Genomic DNA, 19,948 nt, shown 5'->3' with positions numbered 1-19,948 from the left:
GTGACCCCACTTAAGGAGACACTTAACAGAAAGTGTCTCCTTTTTTATACCCATAAAAAGCTATGAACCAAGCTATTAAAGCGTATTCTATTAGAGTTCGAAAATTTTAACAAAATTTTTGAATCTTTCGTTATCAATGACGCAAAAAATGAGGTTTGTAACCACTCTCCTACCGTTTTTCCAGAGTTCGATTTCTCCTTAAGGATTCGGCATCCAAGCTACATGCATCAACGCAGTAGTATTTGGCCATCAAATATAAAAAATCTAAAATAGTAACAGTCTCTTCCTCATTTACATGAATTCCATTTTTAGCTAATATCGCCATAGCTTTATTAATGGAGATCTTTTTTTCTATATAATTCATGGCTGTTGTATTTGGGATATTTTTGGTAGCAATATTTTTGATAAGGCACTATTAAGATGCAAGGATACACTTCTCTTCTGCAAGTCAGATCTATTAGGTGGTATTAGGCTGACCAAATGCATCTTATCTGCAGTTTCTAAATGTTTAAATACTTGAAAAATATCTATGAACGAAACTGACATCAACTCACGATGCTTCTTATAGTTTTCCAATTTAGTATTTACATTGGAAAGTTCTCCTTTAATACTTTGAGAATTGATTTGATATTCTCTTTTAATAGCGTAGTAGTCATCATTTCCTAATACAGAAGCTACAAATAGTTTTCTTGCTTGGGAAAGTAGTAACTCCTGATCCCTTAATCTTCGAACTAACATGTTGCGTTCCTGTATATCTTCTGCTTTCTTTATATTTATATTACAATCCTCCAAAATACTACTAAATAGTTCAGTCACGTTTTGAGAAAGCTGCAGGCTCTGAAGTTCACTACAATAAGCGTCGTTAAGGGTTAAAGCATTTACTCTTGTCTTACATTTAGCATTACAATGGTAATAAGGATATCTTTTTGTTTTGCCTTTAGAGAAGCTGCCACAAAGCCTTTTGTAGCAAATAGGACACAGAAGAAAACTTTTCAGATAAAAAGTTTCATTCAATTCATTAGTTTTAGACGTAACTACTCTTTTTCTAGTAATAATACGCTGAACCTCATTAAACAATACTTCAGAAATCAAGGGGTCATGAATTCCCTTAACCATTTGCTGCTCTTTTGAAGAAATCTTTATTGAGATAAGGCCACAATACACCGGATTACGTATAATTCTAAAAAAATGTGAACGTGAACATTTTAACCCCTTTGCATCGGCCATCTTTCGGATATGATCTATCTTATTGATGTTCTTGGCCAGTTGGCGAAATATCCATTTTATAATATCAGCTTCAGGTTGTTTGGGTACAATAATTTTTCTTCCATCAATCCCTGTATTATTAAGGAAGCCTAAAGGCGCTTTGCCAGGAAATCTTCCCATTTGTTTTGCGCGACGAATTCCATTAGCGGTGTTCATGGCCCTTCTACTGTTCTCCGCTTCTGGTACCGATAGATAGACAGCTAGCATAACTGTACTTTCAGGAACAGAAAGATCTATTGGTTGGTCGATCGCTATAGGTGTTGTATTGTATTTACGTAACAAACCTATCATTTCATAAGCATATTCTATATTTCGACTGAATCGATCCCATTTAATAAAGAGTATTTTCTTATCTTCTCTTGGCTTCTGCTTGACTATTGCAAGCAACTTTTTCCATTCTGGTCGATTAAAATCTTTTGCCGAATAGTCTTCTCGATAAATACCTAAAACTTTAATACTATTATAATGGCAATATTTTAATAATCTATCCTCTTGTTCCGGCAAAGAGTATCCCTTTTTCTTTTGTTCGTCTGTGCTTACACGGACGTATAGATAGGCTGTTTTCATAACATTTTACTTTATAATACATAACAATTTTTTAAGAATTAGGAATTATAGGAGCTGATGATACTGCTGCTGAAGAAACAACCTAGTTAAATAAGCTTTGTAAGGATGTAGATATGTCTAAACGGAAATGTGATTTTAAGACTTCCAAAGCACTAGCCCCTAGAAGAATAAGACGGAAAAGATAGGCCACGTAGTATTTAGCAAATTAATACCATATAATGGTTAATACAATATTATATTTTTTCGCGTAGATACAATACTCAGTTATTTTAAATGTATTAGTTTCACAATTAGTGTAATTGAACCAGTCTTCTGCGAATAAATCAGATTGAGGAGTGGAATACTCGACATTTTTGGAATAAAATTCTGAGGTTCGAGACTGTAACGTAAACTGTGTCAGTGGAATAATTCAATAAGATTATTTATATTCAATTATTCAAACGACACGGTCATGAAAGAAAAAGACCCATTCGACTTTGAACGCTTCAAGGCAGAAGCCATGCAAGGTCTTTACGAAGGTAAAAGTTTGTCTCCCAATGATGGCGTCCTAGCGCCGTTAATGAAGCATCTGTTGGAATCAATGATGGATGGCGAACTGGAAAACCATCTGAACGAAGAGAAAGCGTCGGGCAATAGCAACCGGCGAAATGGCAAGACCAAAAAGACTGTCCGAGGCCTTAACACTGGGACATTTGAGCTGGAAACAGGCCGTGACAGATCCGGTACGTTTGAGCCGAAAGTAGTACCTAAAAGACAATTAATCATTACTGAACAGCTTGAGGGACACGTATTGAGCATGTATGCCAAAGGAATGAGCACACGGGCGATAAGCGAGTTTATCCGCGAAATGTATGCAATGGAGATCTCTGCCACAGAAATATCGCGTATTACCGAAAGTGTACTTCCAGCTAGACAATTTTTGATTTATTTTAACTACTATTGTATTAGTCTTTAACGTTAGCCGTGTTATAATATTTAATAAAAGTAAACCTAAAAGTTGATTTTATGAAAATTGATTGTATCTTTGAAATAGTCCAAGATTCCTTAGCTGCAATAAAGTATAAAGAAGATGAAAAAGATTGCTTTGATGACTGCTTTTCAAAATGGGACGATATCGAGTACTTAGAAGAGTTTTTTTATCAAAATGAAAGTGATCTCCAAGATGGATTTTGGAATTTAAGTTGCGAAGATGCCGTTAATAGAGTGCTAGATGAAGCCCAGGCTTTCAAAGACGATATTATTTATTATGCAGAAAAAGGAAATCTCGATAGCCATATTTTTGTACCGTTGCACAAAAATGATATAACCATAAAAAGATCGGAGTCTAAAGCGTATGGAAGTGATACCACAGCATCGATGCTAAGGCTATATGCTATTCGATTAGGTAAAAATAAATATGTAGTTACAGGTGGGGCAATAAAATTGACAAAACAATTGCAAGAAAGAGAACATACGGCACAAGAATTGAAGAAACTTAAATATGTAGCAGATTATTTAAAAAAATTGGGCATCGATGACGACACTGATTATGGGTATATAGAATTCGCAAATAAAAATTAAGACACAAATGGCAAATAATTTTGAAAAACTTCGAGAAGCTTTTGGCGGAATGCAGAAAAGTAATGCTGTTGATCGTTTTAAAAAGGAAAAAGCTGAACAAAGTATACACCGAAAATCTCAATTAATCGCGTTAAAGATTCTTAGAACTTTGCGCCAATTGGGTATATCCCAAAAAGAGTTTAGTGAAAAACTGGGAGTAAGTCAACAACAAGTGAGCAAATGGGTGAAAGGATCTGAAAATTTCACAATGGACACTATTGATAAAATAGAAAAAGTTCTTGGGATACAACTAATTGAAATCAAAAGTGATGACATTTTTATAAAAAAACTTAATATTAAAGCGGTTTGTTATAAAGAACATATAAGTTCATTGTGGGAGACTTTCGAATCGAATATTGTTGTAATACCTATACAACGTCCTGCAAAGAATTTATATGTATCCCACGCTTTAAAAAGCGCGCCAATAACAGAAACTTCTAAATATTGTAGTGAAGAACAATTTACATAGTTAGTCGTGGAAAAAAAATCTATTAGTATACATTTTAAGTTGCACAAGATTCAAACGCTGCAATTTGCAACTATCGGTGAAGCGCCTGATTTTTCACCGACCTTACCTTCTCAACAGACAATAGAGGTGTTATTCGAAACTTATGAGAACACCAACCTAATTAGCTGTATAATGGATTACACAATTTTGGATAAAGAAAGACCATTTATTAAGATTAAAGTTTCTTGCGAGTTTGAGATGAATGGTGATGATTTGGAAAGTCTATCCGACAAGGATAAAAACCACATAACATTGCCGAGAAACTTTGCAAAACATCTTGCTGAAATAACTTTAGGAACCGCTCGTGGCATCCTCCATGAGAAAACTGCTGATACGCCATTTAACAAATATCTAGTTGGCGTCTTAGAGCTTAACACCATGTTTAAAGAAGATGTAGTAGTATAGTCAATAATTCAACTTATTACAAGAATATTATCATCTCCTCTCTCGAAAAATCACTTAGTTTTGGCCTACGAAAGATAAATTACATAATAGATCGATTTGAAAGATAGAGGTGTTCATTTCTAAATCATACAAAACTGAGGGAAAATTATTTAGTACCTAAATGCATACTTATTGCTTCTAATCAGGCAAAAAGAAAATTAGTACTATATATTTTCCAAACTAGTATTCATCCGAATCTCGGGATAAATAAGTGGTAATAACCCAGCAAGCGACCATTTCGGTTTTCGTCCAAGATAAGTATTCAATTCTGGGGATATATCTTTATATAAATATTCATACATCCCTCCATTCTTCGCTATTCGATCTACTGTTTTACATTGATTGATAAATTTTTCCATAAATAAATTAGACCTTGTATGACCATTAGCCAACTGATCAAGATTTTTATGCAAGGCGTTCAATTCATACGCTTCTATTAGTTTTTCCATCAAATTTATGCAGGTATCAGCTTCATTTTTCATTCCTAAAAAATGTAAGATCTCAAACCGTAACACCAAACAATGAAACTGATTTCTACGATGCTGTAATTTATCATAAGTATCCAAAATTGGATCTAGATCATTTAATAAAAGAAGTAAAAAATCACGGTCCTCTATTCTTATATCAATGTTAATTGAGAGAGTTTCTTTATTCCAATTACTAAAGGAATGAAAATAGTATGTTTTCGTAAACTCCCACTCTATTTTCACACATAAAAGATTGCATACTGCTAAAAAATTGTGGTTCTCCTTCGCAAACTTCACTAGCTCTTTCAATTGATCGTTATATTGTTCATCCAGCTTCAACCATTCTGCTATAAGTAAGTCACGATAGGCGTCGACTTTTCTACCAATTGAAATTAAATAATTCCCAACCAGCTCGTACAATAATAATTTCGCTTCGGCTTTTAGCACATGAGCATAGGCAACAATCCGCATATCTGCGAACTGCGGATTATTGTCTAGAATTTTGATGACACCATCATAATACTTCCTTATCTGTTCCGCTCCAAATTCATTTCCTTCAAAACATTTGTTATAGAGATTTTCAAACTGTAAAGATGTTCCTACATTTTCATTCTCAACAACCCTTTCAATCTCTTTACTAAATTCATCTTTCCCTATTATCCCAAGTAAATACTTTGCCTGGATTAGCGTATATGTGACCATAGCCTGATCTTCTGGATGCAAACTATTTAAATCACTATAAGCCAGTTTAAGGAAGTTAATAGCTTTCAATAAATCATGTTGATGATAGTAGGCTATTCCACATACCATATTAAATGTTGCTGAAGCATTATCTCTCGGATGGGAGCGCTCTTCTATCTCAATAATCCTGTAGAATGCATGTTGATTCAGCAACTCATAGCCATAATTTTCAATAAACGCTATGTTTTGATCGATATTATATACCTCTTGAATATCATCGATAACAATACCTTTTAACTTTCCTCCTTCATTGTTATTTAATCGAAGATGCATTCCTACATTACGCTGTACATTACCAAAATCGAAAGCTTCCTTAAAAATCATATCAATCTTTGCATGATCAAGAGCTTGTCTGAATTTGACTTTGTATGTTTTGGGAGTTTTTTTTGAACTATACTTATCAAAAAAAATGCGGTATACCTCTCCGACTGATTCTATATAAAACTGATCTGCGGGATAATCATATAGAATATAATAGGAAGGAATTCCAAAATTTACTAAATAATTCAAATTACTCACTTCAATTGGGTATGTTATAGATCCATCTTTTAACTTTTTACTAGACTCAGTAGATTTCAGCTGTATGGCAAAACGAAAATTGGTATACACACCATTCTGCTTGATTTCACCTATAAAATCAATCCCTTTGTCTCGTTGACTCTCAGAACGAAGTTCAAATAATGAAGGATCAAATTTAAGCGACAACAGATTTCGAGAAATAGTTTCTAGCTCTTCTTCTCGACTTGATTTAGGTAATGCAATATTATGGCTCATTCTTAAATTTAATGATTATCTATCGAGAAATCAAAAATGCAATTATAGCCTCAGAATATTATAATACTCTACGGGATACCATAAAATAACCTCCTTATCTAACTGTATTTTAGATAAAAACATTTTTTATATGGAAACAATTAAAGCAATCAAACCGGGACCAAAGCCGAAGAAACAAGACGGCACACCCGACAGAAGACAACGGGTTACTCCCGAAACGAAACCCAAACATCCGGATCTGAAACCACATAAGCACAAACCTGGGGATTCGAAGTAAAGAAATAAGGGCTAGTTATATTTTGATAACAGAGCCCTTATAATCTAGTAAGCCTTCATTTTCGTGCGTTGTTTTTTAATAAAATCAGTGCTATTCAATTACTGCCCCAACACCTACTCCATGATTGATAAATAGCATCGAATAACTTTCTTGTTTTAATATTTTCGTGAATTAGCTCTTCATGATAATCCAAATTAGAAGATGATAATTGTTCAATTTTAAATTTAATTTCCATTTTTATCGATATTCAAGCCGATCTAGCGACTTCATATTTCCTGCTTTATTTTTATGGTAATAAACAACCATTTTTCGCCGAAAGAGCAAAACCCGTCCATCTTCCCACACAACAGGCCACACACACGAATGTTGTTTGATAGCTTTTAATATGCCTATATGCTCTGGTTGCAGAGGCGCCATGGATTCGAGCATGGTAATCTGCCCATTTCCAAGTACAACAAATTGGACAGTGATTGAATCCAGACGCATTGCCCCTTTCAGTTTTCCTTTAGGCAGCCCCATAATAGCCGATAGTTTTTTTACATAAACTTCCTCCCCTCCTAAAGGACGGGGTTCTTCTTTGGCACGATGGTATATTCTCGTACCTATTGTATCAAAATCAGCTAAATAACAGGGTGCAGCAGGATCGAAAACACGTGGATACTTGAACATCAAATAGGTGTGCTGCGGTGAACGCCAACCCTTTTTTGTATAATAGCTAAACGGATAGCCATCGTCCACTAAATGCACAAAATAGCGTTCTCCTTCGGCAAAGCGGATCCGATCGACCTTAATCTGCTTAATACCCCTGGGATCGATATAATACAACAAAAAATTATGATGAATGGTAACGCCGGGATTCAACGGATTAAGATATCCACTATGCCAATGTACGGTAACCTGCTCAATAGGCAAGCCCGTATATCTCCTGATAAGTTCTGGCAGGGCAATACGGTCAGCAAAAAAATCTTCTTCGGTATCTACATAGATAGAACCCCTGTAGGATATACCATCTATCAGCGTATCCTGTGCTGATCGACGGATCTGTTTATAGTATTTTGCCTTTGATGCCCGAATTGTATAAGGACTGACCTGTATCGTATTGATAAAATACGCGGGATCGTCAGCATACTGATCAGAAGGTGATGGCGGATACCAGGGAGTATGGAAATAGACAGCCCCCTGGTATCCGTTTTTTGCTGTAGTCGAATAAGGTAATGCCCTACCCAGCATTGCTCCGGGATAATTGACTAAATCTTCATGTCTGATGGTTCCACCATTTAAGATAAATTCATAATTTTCGAACGAGCCATAACTTTTCGGAAATAATAGAGAACTATCCCGCCCAGTGGTATTTACCTGTTGAGATAATGTCCTAGATGCTAATAGCATAAATATAAAAACAAACAGGTAATAGGTAGTGTATATTATCTTCATGGGTTTATTTTTAATTCTCTTATACTATATGGAATTCCAATATGATCCAATGATCGAATATTTCCCCTAGAATCCGTGCTGTATAAAATTTTCATTTTCACCCAAGCATATACTGGACGTCCTCCCATTATTGCGGGTGACCAAATGCAAGCATTATTTTTGATCGCCTTTAGTATATCTCCATGGCAGGCTCTTTCGGGGCTTAGGCTTTGTAGTCTTGAAAGCATTCCATTTTTGAGCACAACAAATTGTACTGCGATTGAATCCCTTATCGCGGTAGGCGCATTTTCCGTAGATAGTCCCATTGACGTAGCTAGTTTTTTCAAATAGACTTTATTACCCTTATAAGGCTGCGCAGAAATTTCGGTACTGGTAAAAATGGAATAACCGTCTTCATCAAAATCAGGCAAGTAACAGGGGGATATTGTATCAACGGCCAGTGGATCACTAAAAATTAAATTTGCCTTGGCATTCCGCCATTTATACGTATTATCAGCGATATGAACAACATAACTTTCGCCTTCCGCAAAACGGACACGATCGATCTCTATGGTGCGAATGCCCAGGTTACCGATAGGATCCGTTTTGCCTAGGTTGAACGAATGGATTGGAAAACCTGTATCAATGATAGTACCAATATCGTCTTCATCGGTGTAACGGTTACCTAGACCACGCCAATGGACAATGACCTTTTCGAGCGGCAAATGGGTATATTTTTCAATCAGTTCTGGCAGTAGAATACGGTTCGCAACAACGTCCTCATCAGTATCGATGTGAATGGAACCTTTGTATAATTTGCCGTCTATTGTTGTGTCAGGTATTGTCTTGGAGATTTTATTGAAGGCTTCTATTTTGAGCAAACGAATACGATATGGGCTAACCTGTCTACCATTGACAAAATAGGCCGGATCATTGGCATAACGTACAGGGGGAGCATAGTATTCTTTATTGTGGAAATAAACGGCTCCACTGTAATGGAGCCCTCCCAAACGGATAGGGTAAGGAAACACAGTATTCAATTTCGTGCCGGCATAATTGATCAAAGAATCCTGTTCAATAACATTTCCATTCAGTACAAATGCATAGTTTTCGAAATGCCCGTGTTTTGTTGGAAACAGACTGGCACTGTCCAGATTGGCGGAATAGAGAGACTGCGCTGACGCTCGAACCTCTAATAAAAGAACAAAAATAAATAATACATAACTTTTCATTTTCTATATTTTCTAACCAAAAAATTATCGATTAATATAATCCCTATATTCTTCCTGAATCATTCCTGCAGCAGTGTATTTATTAGGAGAGGCTTTGTAGGTCGCCTCTGCAAATTCTACCGCATCAGCAACTGAAGAAAAAGTATCTATCACGCCAAATGGCTCATCAGGATCAACCAACGAAAACGCATAGATGTCCAAGAAGTCTTCATTTCCCTCATCAAAGGATTCAAAATAGGCCACAGAAAAGCTTTCGTCGCTTTCCTTATCAATGCTTAACCATCTGAGTATGGTATGATCTGCTTCCTGAACAACACCCAACCATTGCTCCACTGATTTTCCTAATCTCAATCTGGATTGAATTTCATCTTTGTTTAGATACCGCATCATAAATTTATTGATACATCAGGTAACTGTATCAAAGGAGAAAAATCACCTTTGAAAATATCTAATTCATAAAAATTATCGTCAGTATCCAAGATAACAGAGATAAGCAAATACATTCCGTCGACATCGTGAGAATCCATATCGGCTAGCACACCGCCAGAACGCCTATGATCCTCTCCTTCTATAATTACATGGAGGCTGCCCATTCCACCATCGTCCATTTCTTCAACAAACAAGTCTTCCAATGAAGCTATAATACCGGCTCCCTCTGGTGTATCTCGCACCAAATGGGAAATCAGCTTGATTTCCGCAGAGCGAAGTCTTCTTTTCATATTTCGCATAGTTCTATTGGCTTATCAAAGATTTATCTATATAAAGATCAATAATCACTTAAACAATTCAAACTTTTGCTATATTTATTTGCCAAGCCTTTTATGATGGACATAAACAGTATATAATAGGGGATTCGGACATTTACGAAGGGATTGTCGCTAGGTGTGAGCTATGAAAATTTTATACGTTATAGCGATATATATTTTAATATCACACTGTTGCTATAGCGATTATCACCGCTTTTTCATCGTCATTTTCAACTGCTCTTTTTTATTTCTCTGCCTTTAATAGATGGCTCAGAATAAAAAAAGTAAGTACAAACATAATTGCCTGAATGATAAATACAGGGTAAAGTAGATCTCCTTCCGCATAGCGATATGCAAAACTTATAATTGATACCGGAAATGTAAATACCGTACCGACAACAAACCATTCGTTATAAAACGGATCACCAGTAAGAATCGAACATACCGACAAGGTACCTATTCCAACATAGGCCAAAGCAATAAAAAATGGTACTCGCTGTTCTTTGAAATACTTTATCATAAGTTTTCCTGTTATAAAAATGTGGCGCTATTATTTGCGTACTAATTATCGAAGTGAAACGATGTGTGTAAATCCCACAAATAATCCATAATTTAAGGATTTTCTTCTCTACATGTTAAGAATCTCATATCTAAGATCAAGCAGTTGTTTATACAGGTCCTTGTAATCCTGAGATAAAAATGAATTATCAATCCATTTGAATGCCAACGGTTTATTTTTCAGAAAACGCCCGGCCATATTAGATATCTGTTTAGTATTCAATCCCATTGTTTTACCTAAATTTTCAAAATTCTGCCACTTAAGCTTTTTCTTTTTTCCTTCAAGAGTTAACGCAAGTTCTTCTGTATCGTCCGGATTTAATATTGTGACATTTAAAAGATCATAAGCAGGAGCTAGTTTCCAACTATTACCACCATCGATCATTGAAAAATTTTTCAGATGCATATCGTTATTGCCCGTCAAAAAACTAAACACCGCCAATTCCAGAAAATAACTCTTATCTAACAGGGTGTTATCTGAATATTCATCTAGGGCCTTCCCTATTTTTTCCATGGAACTTTTATACTTATCGGAAGCGTCCGTAATCTGCAACATGTCCAGCATATGGATTTTTTCTCCGGTGTCTGTCCTATCTATCCGTTTGGTAATATAGGCCAATTCCCCGGAAGACATCCTAATCAAGCTTGATTTCACTACATTGATCCCGAATGCTTCGGCAATTCGCATTGTAACGTGTTCGTTCTCGGGCATTTCAGGGAAGATTTCGGAAGGTGGTTTGAAAATATAATTACCGCCCAAAGCTCCTATGACTGTCAAACGCCCTCTGTCAGGATCATTAAGTGTACCATTAACTACAGATAAAGATAATTTTGGTTGCACTCCTGGAACTGCGACACTTCTTTCGACAATATTCTTTGCTAGTTCCCCCATTTGTTCCATGGAATATTCAAAAACAGGTTGCTGTTTGGTCCCGAAAAATTCCAAGCTACAACTTTCATGAAAGTCACCTTCTGTCTCTGCATTTAATTCTCGATAACAGTATAAGCAATTTTTATTCTTCATTTTCATCATGTATTATTGGTTGCACACTTACCGCTCCTATGCAATTTTGGCAACAGGCTAAAAGCAATCCCATCCGGTCATTTCGATTCAGTTTCCAATTTTTGGAAGCAATATCTAATAACCAGCCTTCTGGAATCAGCCCTTCAAAAAAAGGAAATAATCTTTTATCAATATATGGTTTTTCTACAACCGGCATTGTGAAAGTCAGGAACTGATTTGGGTAATTCTTGATGTACATCTCATCATATTCAAAAATATATTGTCCTTCATCCGTTTCAGTAAGTTTACCTGCCAAATCATTTTTATAATATATATCTGCCCGCCTCATAATCTCTTTTATTTTCTGATTTCGTTATTTCTCTTGAGCTAACCGGTGCCAAAGTATGTCCAAACATCTTCAAAACTTGATTCACCTTTTCCAAATTTAGGTTTTCCTTTCCTTGCTCGATTTTCCGGACTACGGTTAATGCCACACCAGCTCGCTCAGCAAATTCTTCCTGTGTTAGGTTGACTTCTTTTCTCTTTGATTTTACAAAATCCGCTAATGTCATCATAATAATAAACTTTAAACAAATATACACATTATATGCAAAAACATATAATACCACATAATACAATATAACTATATGCAAAAACGTATAAAACAAAAAAAAGCAACGATATTATATGTAAAAGCATACAATTAAGCAGACTATTTTTAAATTATATGCATTTACGTATAAAATGGAGATTTCGGGTATTACTAAGTAAAAATTGATTTTTTGAATTCTCAGCATAATATTCAAATGGACAAAATCATCCGAATCGAATGGTCACCGATTTTAGAAACTGTATAGGCAACGGTATCAAAATCTTCACTTGAGAGGATATCCAAACCGCCTGATAGTAAGCCTCGCTATGAAGCATTTGGTTTGCTTACGATAGCAAACATAGACTTTGGTATTTTTGTCAATAATACTAAGATAAAAGCTAGACTATTCAAGTACGATTATTCTACAACGGAACAAGAATTTTCAAAGAAAGAAGATCGAGATCGGCTAAAGCGAGAGATAGAAGAAATGAAAAAACAAAAGAGGTAATAGCATCGTACCACCAAGTGTGTTAATTTTAGGACTGGAAGGTGCTATTCATCCGCGACTCTTTTATAACAATTTTGATTTGGGATATCAGCAGAAAAATGACCAACACAAAATTCTATCCTACCGCTATTTACACCTATATATCCGATCCCAAGAGACTAGTACGATAATGAAAAAAAGAAAAATTGCTGCTTTCATATTTAATGATTTACCAATGAGGTCATAAATAAAAACCTGATAAATGAATTTAGTAAATTGCATTATGGAAAAGAAAACATTTTGACATCATCTGTTAAATCATTCGCGCCATTTTATGAAAGTATACTTCTTAATACCCGTTTTATTTCTTGCTTTAGCTTGTCAAAGCACAACTAAAAAAACTCCTAAAGCAAAAGCTCCAGAAAAAACTTTCAATTATTCCGCTTTTGAAAAAGACTATGCGGAAATACTGGAAGCGATATTTAACCGTGACACTTACATCAATCGATTGATCATAACTGAAAAACCTGAGACTTATACTGAAAACAAATTTACCAAAGATCTGATACATACGTTTTATAAGGAGGGTTATCCTCCGGGAGATGCTATTGGTATTAGAGGAGATTCAATTCACCCCGCAGCCAAATGATCATCCGCAATCCCCTTATGTTATTCCGGAAGAGGTTGTCTTCAACAAAAATGGAATGGCTTTTCTGACACTTTTGGGTAATAATATTACCGGTAGGAACGTCGCAACACTTGATGTTGCAAATAAAAATAAATTTGAGCTTATATCAGGCTACAATTCTGTATTTTATTACTCGGGGCTGACAGTGATGCCGAACGGTATTGACTTTGGAATGAAAGAAAATTATCAAGGTTTGTTTACTTGGGATCCGATAAAGAAGGTCTCGAACTTTGTTTATGATGAGATTAGCATCCTACCTTTCCAAGATCTGGCGTTCTTAGGGAATCAATTGATCAACTATAAAACAAAAGCACCAATAGGTCAACCCATCCAAGGCAACTATTGGCAATCTGATACGAAAAACAAGTTGATATATGCGATTACATGGGACCAACAATATACGACTTGGATCGTTTGTTATGACCTCAATGCAAAAGAACTGTATCGAAGACCTTTCTTCTATGATACAGGTGGTTCAAGCTATGTGAAGTTAGCTGGAAATGGAAAATATATCGTTTATTACAATGGATATTCGGAAGAATTATTTCGGTTTTCAATAGATTTTTTCAAAGGCAAAACGAAGTTGGAGAATTGGGAATTGTAAGAAGGAAATAGTAAAACTACACTCGCTTCTCAGGTTAATGAAATGCTTTAAGATAGTGTCCGGGGCTTTGTGATGACCTCAAAGCCCTAGACGCAATTGATGTAATTTCCAAAGCACATTAGTAACTTTCCCGATCTGCAGGAGTAAGCAAGTTCTGGGGATTCAGCGAGCTATAAAACTTCAAAAAGATCTTTATACTTCATGGTTTTATCGTGCATCGTCATGATAACTTCGCTTTTTCCTCTGGATGCAAACGCCGGTACGATAAATCGAAGTTCTTCAGAACTTCGAAAAACGCTGGTAGCATATGCTCCACCTATGGTCACATTTATTTGGCTGAGCCCCCGACCTTTAATAGTGACGACATCACCGGGATACCCTTTTAACGGACTAATACTAGTGACTTCAAAGTTGCGGATATATAACTGCTGTTTTTGGGGTGAATAATAATTCTCATTATAATTGTAATTTACGCTATAACCGATCTGGATTTCTGTACTGCCAATGATATAACCTGGCAAGGCAAATTGTATTTTACCGTCTTGAGCAACAGGATACTCGTAAATTCCATTTCCGATAACCGAATAAGTCTGACCCTCGATGAAATTGCCTGTAATCGTAAATGGCTCACCAACAAATTTTGTCAAATCTGCTGGTGTATTCCACTTCAAGGTCCTAACCTCTACTCGCTCCGTAGAACTGACTGAATAATAAGGGCTGCTGTATCCAAAAGTGTAAACGCCATCTGGGACATCGCGTACGGTAAATGTCTCTATACTCCCGGTACTGCTATCAAAAAAATGGGCGATACTATGTTTACCTAGATAATAACTAGCTTTTTCTGGATTCATGAGATAGGTATACATATCAATCCCATCAATCTTCATTAAGGAAGGAGAATGGATCACCTTTTTTGTAAAATGGATATTGCTACCAAGCGGTCTGATCAATTCAATGGAATCTTTGAAAATAACGGAATCCTTCCCATTATGGAAGCCCAATTGAAATTTGCCTCCTTTTAGGCTTTCAATTTCATATAAATTGACCTGGTGATAGCATTCAACTTTTTTTCCATTGATCAGCATATAAAATGGCGCCGACATAGGCATTCCATCCCATTTTATTGCGTTGCCCGTGATGGGTATAGGCTCGTTTAGATAAAATTTAGTTTTTACGGGTGGATTGGCTACACCTAAAACTTCAATGTTAGCTATTGTCCTATTGCTGGCATAACCCGATTGATCTTTAACACGTAAAAAAACAGACACCTTATTTCCATGATAGAAGTTATCAGATTTTGGAAAAATAAAACTAAGGCTTTTTCGATCACTACCGACTTGATAGGGTATGACATGCTCACCCTGATTTTGGCTCTGATAATATAACTTTATATTTTCGGAGAGGAACTGAAAATCACCAGTAACGGTTACTTTATTGTTATTAGGCACAAGCTTATCTTCCAAAAGATTGATCTTAATTCCATCCACTTCAAACGTATTGGGCTCGCCACGATAGAAACCATTCTTTGTTTTGACATACAAAGTATACCGATAACGATCTCCCAACTCAAAATTACTGTTGTGCTGGTATTTCAATGTGACATTCCCGACTGTAGCTTTTTTTCCCAAGCTGACAACAGTTTCCTTCTCGCCGTTTGTGGTGGTTACCTTTTGGATTAAGAATCCGTAATCCTCCACAGGCATCCCATTTAATCGAGCTATATGTCCATTTAAGGTAACCGTTTTATCTTCCAAATCACTGAATGTAGTGGTTTCCAGTTGAATGGGACTGTAATCGACAGGCTCGATGACTTCTTTCTTTTTGCACCCAACCAAAATGCTTAAACTGCTTATAGATAGCCAAAGCAAAAAAAATGCAACTATATATATAGACCTGGTCTTTTTCATAACTTATTTTTTGCGATTAAAGTATTTCAAGGTAATCACTAGCGAAAACGACGTTTTCAATGACATAATTAAAAAATCTGGCGTTCACCCGATATTTACCTTTTGGTAGATCATCCGGTACTTTAAACTGTATTTTATCGTTCTGGGATAGCGTATGTTGAATCTCCCTATCCGCAATTCGCACTTTGTATCCATTCAATCCATGTCCCTCAATCGTAATCAGGGTTCCTGCTGTAGCACGTAATGGAGAGACCGAATTGATTACAGTAGCCTTGACTTGCAATGGAATAGCATTGGAATAGTAATTTTTCTGTTGTCCCATCTCGCTGAGATATGTCACCTGAGCTTGGTAATTTCCGGCTTTGGTAGCCGGTACTTCAAATATGATCTCACCCGAGGTATTACAGGTTGAAAAATAGCTTTCTTGAGCCGGATCGACACGCAACCCATAAGACCGCCCTAGTATAAATGTACCTTTTAACTTTATTTTATCTCCAGCATAACATTCCGTATGACTGCTTGAACTGATATGTATGCTCTTTACTTTAATTTTATTGTTGCTTGTATAGCTGAAGAAACTATTCTTCATTTCCAATGGGTACTCACCGTCTGGAATATCGTCTATGGCTAACTCCCCTTTTTTTGATGTATTATCCCGAAAGAAATAATATGCTTTCTTATTTCCAACACTAGCATAACCATAAAAATCAAATCGACCAGGATCTGGCCCTACTACTTCAAAATTAGTCCCCGGATGAACATAAGCTGGGATCATCTTGAACTCATCGGGATCAGCTTCTTTAAGCTGCAAAGGCTGTGGAAAGGTGATCGTGTCGCGCCCATTCGTGTAGCCTATCGGAAAAGTCTTACCCTTCTGACTTTTAACAAAGTCATAAAGTCTCAAGTAATTGGAGTGCTTCAAAAAAACATTACCGACGAAAACTTGCAGCCTGGCATTGTCATTATATTCTCTTATAGATGAGGGTAACTGAAGATTTTCATCGACATAGTATGTATAGATCGCAGGGGGAACTAATGTCGCCAGAATAAAACCTTGAGCGACAATAACGCTTAATTGTCCGCCATTTTTGTCTTTGCTAATTAATCTAAAGGTCGCATTATTGCCCTGCTCTATTCCAGCCGGGACTTTGAAACGAATACTTTTGCGTGAATTGATAAGTTCAAATGGCACTTTCTGCTCTTCGGATGGTACGTAACCGTAGTATAAACCGTAATTTTTTTCAGCATCGCCAAACTCGCCATCAACAGTGATGGTCTCCCCTACGACGACTGTGAGATCTTCTTTGGGCTTTACCCTAAGGCTACTTACCAAAAACCTAGCGGGTTGACTGTAATAAAGCCCTTTTTCCGTCCGAACAAAGTATTTACAAGTATAATAATCACCTTCTTTGTATTGCTCAGGGTCGGGAACTTTAAAAGTAATACGACCTGATTGTAAACTTGTGGTAACGGCATATTCCTTTTTTACGGGAGTCTCGTCGCTATATTTTTCAATTAAAAAGCCATGCGACTGAATAGCATCGCTATTGTTCAAATATCTGACTTCAGCTGCTAGGATCAAATTATTGCCTGCATTACTCTCCGGTGGCAAAATGACGACCTCTGTGGGATTATTGTCGGGAGGTACTACGGTCTCTTCCTTTACACAGGAAACTGTTAGAAGTATAAGAACACTACATAGGAAAGCTATAGTCTGCCTCCTAGTAATTTGATTAATTACATGATTAAAATTCATCGGATCAAATAGGCTAAATCTCGTCTGCAAAATACAGACAATTCTACGATATAAAAAATTAATTGAATAAAAAAAGTAACGAATAGATTACTTCGAAAGAAAAATAAGGACAAACCGTTAGATATCTAAACTTTCTCTATATTAGCTTTGTATAGAAAACCGTTGTAAGCAATCACAAAATAACCGATAATTACACGGAACTTGTTTTAAATGAACTTCATTCAAAAAATATGACCATCGATTTAAAAAAAAATGATTCCAGAAACTTTCTTTTCGTCTGATTTGATCCTTGAAAACGATACAGTTCTATTACGTCCCTTGACTATGGACGATCTTTAAAGCATCGAAACGATAAGCTATAACTAGGTCCGTAGAGCTTGGCATCAATTCGATACAGGATTTAACATAGGGATTACTCCCTTGTTCGCTGACAATGCCCCCGCCTATGCTATTATAGGGTATATTGAGTGTTTTTGAAGTATAGAATTTGCGCCCCGGAAGGCTGATGCATTTTCCCTTGCCTGCACAGTAGTTTAGCGCATTTTGGAAATAAGGATAATCATCGAAATGTGATGTCTGTCCGCACGTTTCGACACCTTTAGCGCCAAAATATAGCACCTTCACGTTACCGACGAAATGATGGATCAATTTAATTCCTCGAGTTGAAATTACGCTGCCACCATCCTCTGGTCCAGGATCAGTTGAAGACAGGTCCCGACACTAAACCGAAGCATCCAGACCTGAAACCACACAAGCACAAACCTGGAGATTCGAAGTAAAAGAAAGACGGGCTTCAGCTATAATTTATAGCTGAAGCCCACATTCCAGTGTTTGGCCTCCCACACTTTGTATGAAAAGTTAGCTTACCCTTCTAACCAAGACGTTCCACTCCATGTGATAACCTTATTTAAGGTATTGTCGATAAATCTTAGTCCCGTACTCCTCACGTCCAATCCTGCTGGCCTATTTGCTGTTGTGTTAGATTCGATCGGCGAGACCCCGGCTTCATAAAGCTTGGTCGCATTCCTGATTCTTAAACGACGTCCTGTATAACTGTTAACGATTGAATAACTTAGATTGGATCCTGCTGCTCCAATTATAAAATAATTATATTGAGCAACTAAATCAGCATTTATTCTAATACCATTTATAGATACGTTTGCAGCAGTGGAACTGGACAAGATATGTACCCGGATACAATTTGAATTTTAAAATGGTAAATTTATCTGATATATCTCAGGTTAGTGGTGTTGAAACAACAGTATCTAAAGCCGGATATGTCACAATAAACTTCAATAATAATCCAGATGTTGTACGGAATGTTACAGATCTAGCCGTAGCAACAACAATATTGCATGAATCTATACATGCTTTTATTGTCGCATGGGCAAAAGATGACCCAGTAAACAGTAAATTAGCTTATCCACAATTATTTGAAAAATATATACAACTATCTTTGAACGTAGATCAAAACAGCTTACAGCATGATATAATAACTAAAAACTTTATTACTGATATATCGACAAGTCTTAAAAGTTATGGTGAATTGATGGGATACAAATTGAATGATACTTATTACGATGATTTAGCATGGAAGGGGCTGACCGGAACTAAGGCATTTAATAAATTAGACGATGAAACAAAAACTAGGATAACTAATACTATTAAAGCAGAACAATATGGAATTATTAAAGAGGGTGCATCCAGAAAAGGTACAAAACTTGGCTGTTAAATTCTTGTTTTTATTTTTATCCGTAACATTGTTTTCCTGTATATCGATTAGGAAACGAGATGCCAATTATTTCAAAGCAAAAGACAGTGGGGGCTATAATATAAAATATTTAAAAGATAACAGAGATCTTGAAGGAATAATATCACTTCAGGGTGAGGTACGCATGGGAGGAAGTAATAAAATAGTACCCAATGCAGAAATTGAAGTTCGGGATACAAATAATAAATTAATTGCTAAAAAAACAGCTGATAGTAAAGGAAGATTTAAGTTTACCATAAAAACTGAACCTACTGTCGGGAATATTAATATAAATGGATCCGATGGAAATTCATTAGGTGAACTTGAAATCGCTAAAGTTGATATGGGTCGATTTTATTCACAAGTAGAAATATCTGTGAAACTTTTTTTTATAAATGAAGTTATGACAAGCACAGTCCCCCTTTCGAAAAAAGAGATTAAAGAAATCAAGAATCAAAATAATAAATAGATATAAATGAAATCCAACTCACAAAAATTATTAATATTGAAATGAGTTAGATTGTAGAGGTAGGTACAAGCAAGTAAAAAAAAGGGAGTGTAAATTAAAC

General features: G+C 36.1%; 23 protein-coding genes and 1 pseudogene. 9 read left to right on the top strand and 15 right to left on the bottom strand.

The window, feature by feature from the left end; genetic code table 11:
* Nucleotides 1–169: 169 nt before the first annotated feature.
* Together B2107_RS06505 and B2107_RS06500 are read right to left on the bottom strand one after the other, a co-directional pair.
* Nucleotides 170–364, bottom strand: coding sequence for a hypothetical protein (locus tag B2107_RS06505; protein ID WP_293954208.1), 195 nt, complete (start codon nt 362–364; stop codon nt 170–172).
* On the bottom strand, nt 361–1,833 hold the full coding sequence (locus B2107_RS06500; RefSeq protein ID WP_293954207.1) for a recombinase family protein: 1,473 nt from the start codon (nt 1,831–1,833) through the stop codon (nt 361–363). The genes B2107_RS06505 and B2107_RS06500 overlap by 4 nt, the downstream gene beginning before the upstream one ends.
* A 451-nt stretch (nt 1,834–2,284) precedes the next feature.
* On the opposite strand from B2107_RS06500, the pseudogene B2107_RS06495 reads away from it, so the two are divergent.
* The 4 genes and pseudogenes from B2107_RS06495 to B2107_RS06480 all read left to right on the top strand — a co-directional run.
* A pseudogene (locus tag B2107_RS06495) lies at nt 2,285–2,743 on the top strand (transposase); the annotation flags it as partial.
* Nucleotides 2,744–2,838: 95 nt separating this feature from the next.
* Nucleotides 2,839–3,393, top strand: coding sequence for a hypothetical protein (locus B2107_RS06490; RefSeq protein ID WP_293939413.1), 555 nt, complete (start codon nt 2,839–2,841; stop codon nt 3,391–3,393).
* A gap of 7 nt (nt 3,394–3,400) precedes the next feature.
* Nucleotides 3,401–3,901 carry a helix-turn-helix domain-containing protein gene (locus B2107_RS06485; RefSeq protein ID WP_293939415.1) on the top strand — a complete coding sequence of 167 codons (501 nt, stop codon included), beginning with the start codon at nt 3,401–3,403 and terminating at the stop codon, nt 3,899–3,901.
* Nucleotides 3,902–3,907: 6 nt separating this feature from the next.
* Complete coding sequence (locus B2107_RS06480; RefSeq protein ID WP_293954203.1) at nt 3,908–4,345, top strand: hypothetical protein; 438 nt, start codon at nt 3,908–3,910, stop codon at nt 4,343–4,345.
* A gap of 203 nt (nt 4,346–4,548) precedes the next feature.
* Here the strand turns inward: B2107_RS06480 and B2107_RS06475 are convergent, their stop codons facing one another.
* Nucleotides 4,549–6,366, bottom strand: a complete 1,818-nt coding sequence (locus B2107_RS06475; RefSeq protein ID WP_293954201.1) for a DUF4365 domain-containing protein — start codon at nt 6,364–6,366, stop codon at nt 4,549–4,551.
* 130 nt (nt 6,367–6,496) lie between these two features.
* On the opposite strand from B2107_RS06475, the gene B2107_RS06470 reads away from it, so the two are divergent.
* Nucleotides 6,497–6,643, top strand: coding sequence for a hypothetical protein (locus B2107_RS06470; protein WP_183043945.1), 147 nt, complete (start codon nt 6,497–6,499; stop codon nt 6,641–6,643).
* Nucleotides 6,644–6,880: 237 nt separating this feature from the next.
* On the opposite strand, the gene B2107_RS06465 is transcribed toward B2107_RS06470, so the two are convergent.
* From B2107_RS06465 to B2107_RS06430, 8 genes are all read right to left on the bottom strand, one after another.
* A complete protein-coding gene (locus tag B2107_RS06465) occupies nt 6,881–8,077 on the bottom strand; it encodes a hypothetical protein (protein ID WP_293954198.1) in 1,197 nt (398 codons plus the stop codon).
* Nucleotides 8,074–9,288: a hypothetical protein gene (locus B2107_RS06460; protein WP_293954196.1), complete on the bottom strand. Its 1,215-nt coding sequence runs from the start codon at nt 9,286–9,288 to the stop codon at nt 8,074–8,076. Before B2107_RS06460 ends, B2107_RS06465 begins: the two co-directional genes overlap by 4 nt.
* 24 nt (nt 9,289–9,312) lie before the next feature.
* Nucleotides 9,313–9,678 carry a hypothetical protein gene (locus B2107_RS06455; RefSeq protein WP_293884903.1) on the bottom strand — a complete coding sequence of 122 codons (366 nt, stop codon included), beginning with the start codon at nt 9,676–9,678 and terminating at the stop codon, nt 9,313–9,315.
* Nucleotides 9,675–10,007, bottom strand: a complete 333-nt coding sequence (locus B2107_RS06450) for a DUF6984 family protein (protein WP_293954194.1) — start codon at nt 10,005–10,007, stop codon at nt 9,675–9,677. Before B2107_RS06450 ends, B2107_RS06455 begins: the two co-directional genes overlap by 4 nt.
* A gap of 271 nt (nt 10,008–10,278) precedes the next feature.
* Complete coding sequence (locus B2107_RS06445) at nt 10,279–10,554, bottom strand: hypothetical protein (protein WP_293884901.1); 276 nt, start codon at nt 10,552–10,554, stop codon at nt 10,279–10,281.
* A gap of 108 nt (nt 10,555–10,662) precedes the next feature.
* Nucleotides 10,663–11,616 (bottom strand): HipA domain-containing protein, encoded by a 954-nt coding sequence (locus B2107_RS06440; RefSeq protein ID WP_293954192.1) that lies wholly within the window; start codon nt 11,614–11,616, stop codon nt 10,663–10,665.
* Nucleotides 11,606–11,911 carry a HipA N-terminal domain-containing protein gene (locus B2107_RS06435; protein WP_293954190.1) on the bottom strand — a complete coding sequence of 102 codons (306 nt, stop codon included), beginning with the start codon at nt 11,909–11,911 and terminating at the stop codon, nt 11,606–11,608. Before B2107_RS06435 ends, B2107_RS06440 begins: the two co-directional genes overlap by 11 nt.
* A gap of 7 nt (nt 11,912–11,918) precedes the next feature.
* Nucleotides 11,919–12,170, bottom strand: coding sequence for a type II toxin-antitoxin system Y4mF family antitoxin (locus B2107_RS06430; RefSeq protein ID WP_293884898.1), 252 nt, complete (start codon nt 12,168–12,170; stop codon nt 11,919–11,921).
* Between the two features lie 838 nt (nt 12,171–13,008).
* Here B2107_RS06430 and B2107_RS06425 point away from each other — a divergent pair.
* Nucleotides 13,009–13,323, top strand: a complete 315-nt coding sequence (locus B2107_RS06425; RefSeq protein WP_293954188.1) for a hypothetical protein — start codon at nt 13,009–13,011, stop codon at nt 13,321–13,323.
* Nucleotides 13,277–13,966: a hypothetical protein gene (locus B2107_RS06420; protein ID WP_293954187.1), complete on the top strand. Its 690-nt coding sequence runs from the start codon at nt 13,277–13,279 to the stop codon at nt 13,964–13,966. The genes B2107_RS06425 and B2107_RS06420 overlap by 47 nt, the downstream gene beginning before the upstream one ends.
* A gap of 170 nt (nt 13,967–14,136) precedes the next feature.
* On the opposite strand, the gene B2107_RS06415 is transcribed toward B2107_RS06420, so the two are convergent.
* The 4 genes from B2107_RS06415 to B2107_RS06400 all read right to left on the bottom strand — a co-directional run bounded on the left by B2107_RS06415 (nt 14,137) and on the right by B2107_RS06400 (nt 18,810).
* On the bottom strand, nt 14,137–15,873 hold the full coding sequence (locus B2107_RS06415; protein WP_293954185.1) for an IPT/TIG domain-containing protein: 1,737 nt from the start codon (nt 15,871–15,873) through the stop codon (nt 14,137–14,139).
* A gap of 16 nt (nt 15,874–15,889) precedes the next feature.
* The gene (locus B2107_RS06410; protein WP_293954183.1) at nt 15,890–17,629 is read right to left on the bottom strand and encodes an IPT/TIG domain-containing protein; all 1,740 of its coding nucleotides are present in this window, start codon (nt 17,627–17,629) and stop codon (nt 15,890–15,892) included.
* 309 nt (nt 17,630–17,938) lie between these two features.
* Nucleotides 17,939–18,277 carry a hypothetical protein gene (locus B2107_RS06405; protein ID WP_293954181.1) on the bottom strand — a complete coding sequence of 113 codons (339 nt, stop codon included), beginning with the start codon at nt 18,275–18,277 and terminating at the stop codon, nt 17,939–17,941.
* A gap of 215 nt (nt 18,278–18,492) precedes the next feature.
* Entirely contained in the window at nt 18,493–18,810 is a 318-nt protein-coding gene (locus tag B2107_RS06400) for a hypothetical protein (protein WP_293954179.1), read from the bottom strand.
* Between the two features lie 32 nt (nt 18,811–18,842).
* On the opposite strand from B2107_RS06400, the gene B2107_RS06395 reads away from it, so the two are divergent.
* Both B2107_RS06395 and B2107_RS06390 read left to right on the top strand, forming a co-directional pair.
* Entirely contained in the window at nt 18,843–19,361 is a 519-nt protein-coding gene (locus B2107_RS06395) for a hypothetical protein (RefSeq protein WP_293954177.1), read from the top strand.
* A complete protein-coding gene (locus tag B2107_RS06390) occupies nt 19,309–19,848 on the top strand; it encodes a hypothetical protein (protein WP_293954175.1) in 540 nt (179 codons plus the stop codon). Before B2107_RS06395 ends, B2107_RS06390 begins: the two co-directional genes overlap by 53 nt.
* The last annotated feature ends 100 nt before the right edge of the window (nt 19,849–19,948 follow it).

Origin of the sequence: Sphingobacterium sp. UBA7855, from assembly GCA_002500745.1 — a bacterium.
Classification (GTDB): Bacteria; Bacteroidota; Bacteroidia; order Sphingobacteriales; family Sphingobacteriaceae; genus Sphingobacterium.
Note: the sequence above shows the minus strand (reverse complement) of the source record. Positions and strands in the feature narration are given on the sequence as shown.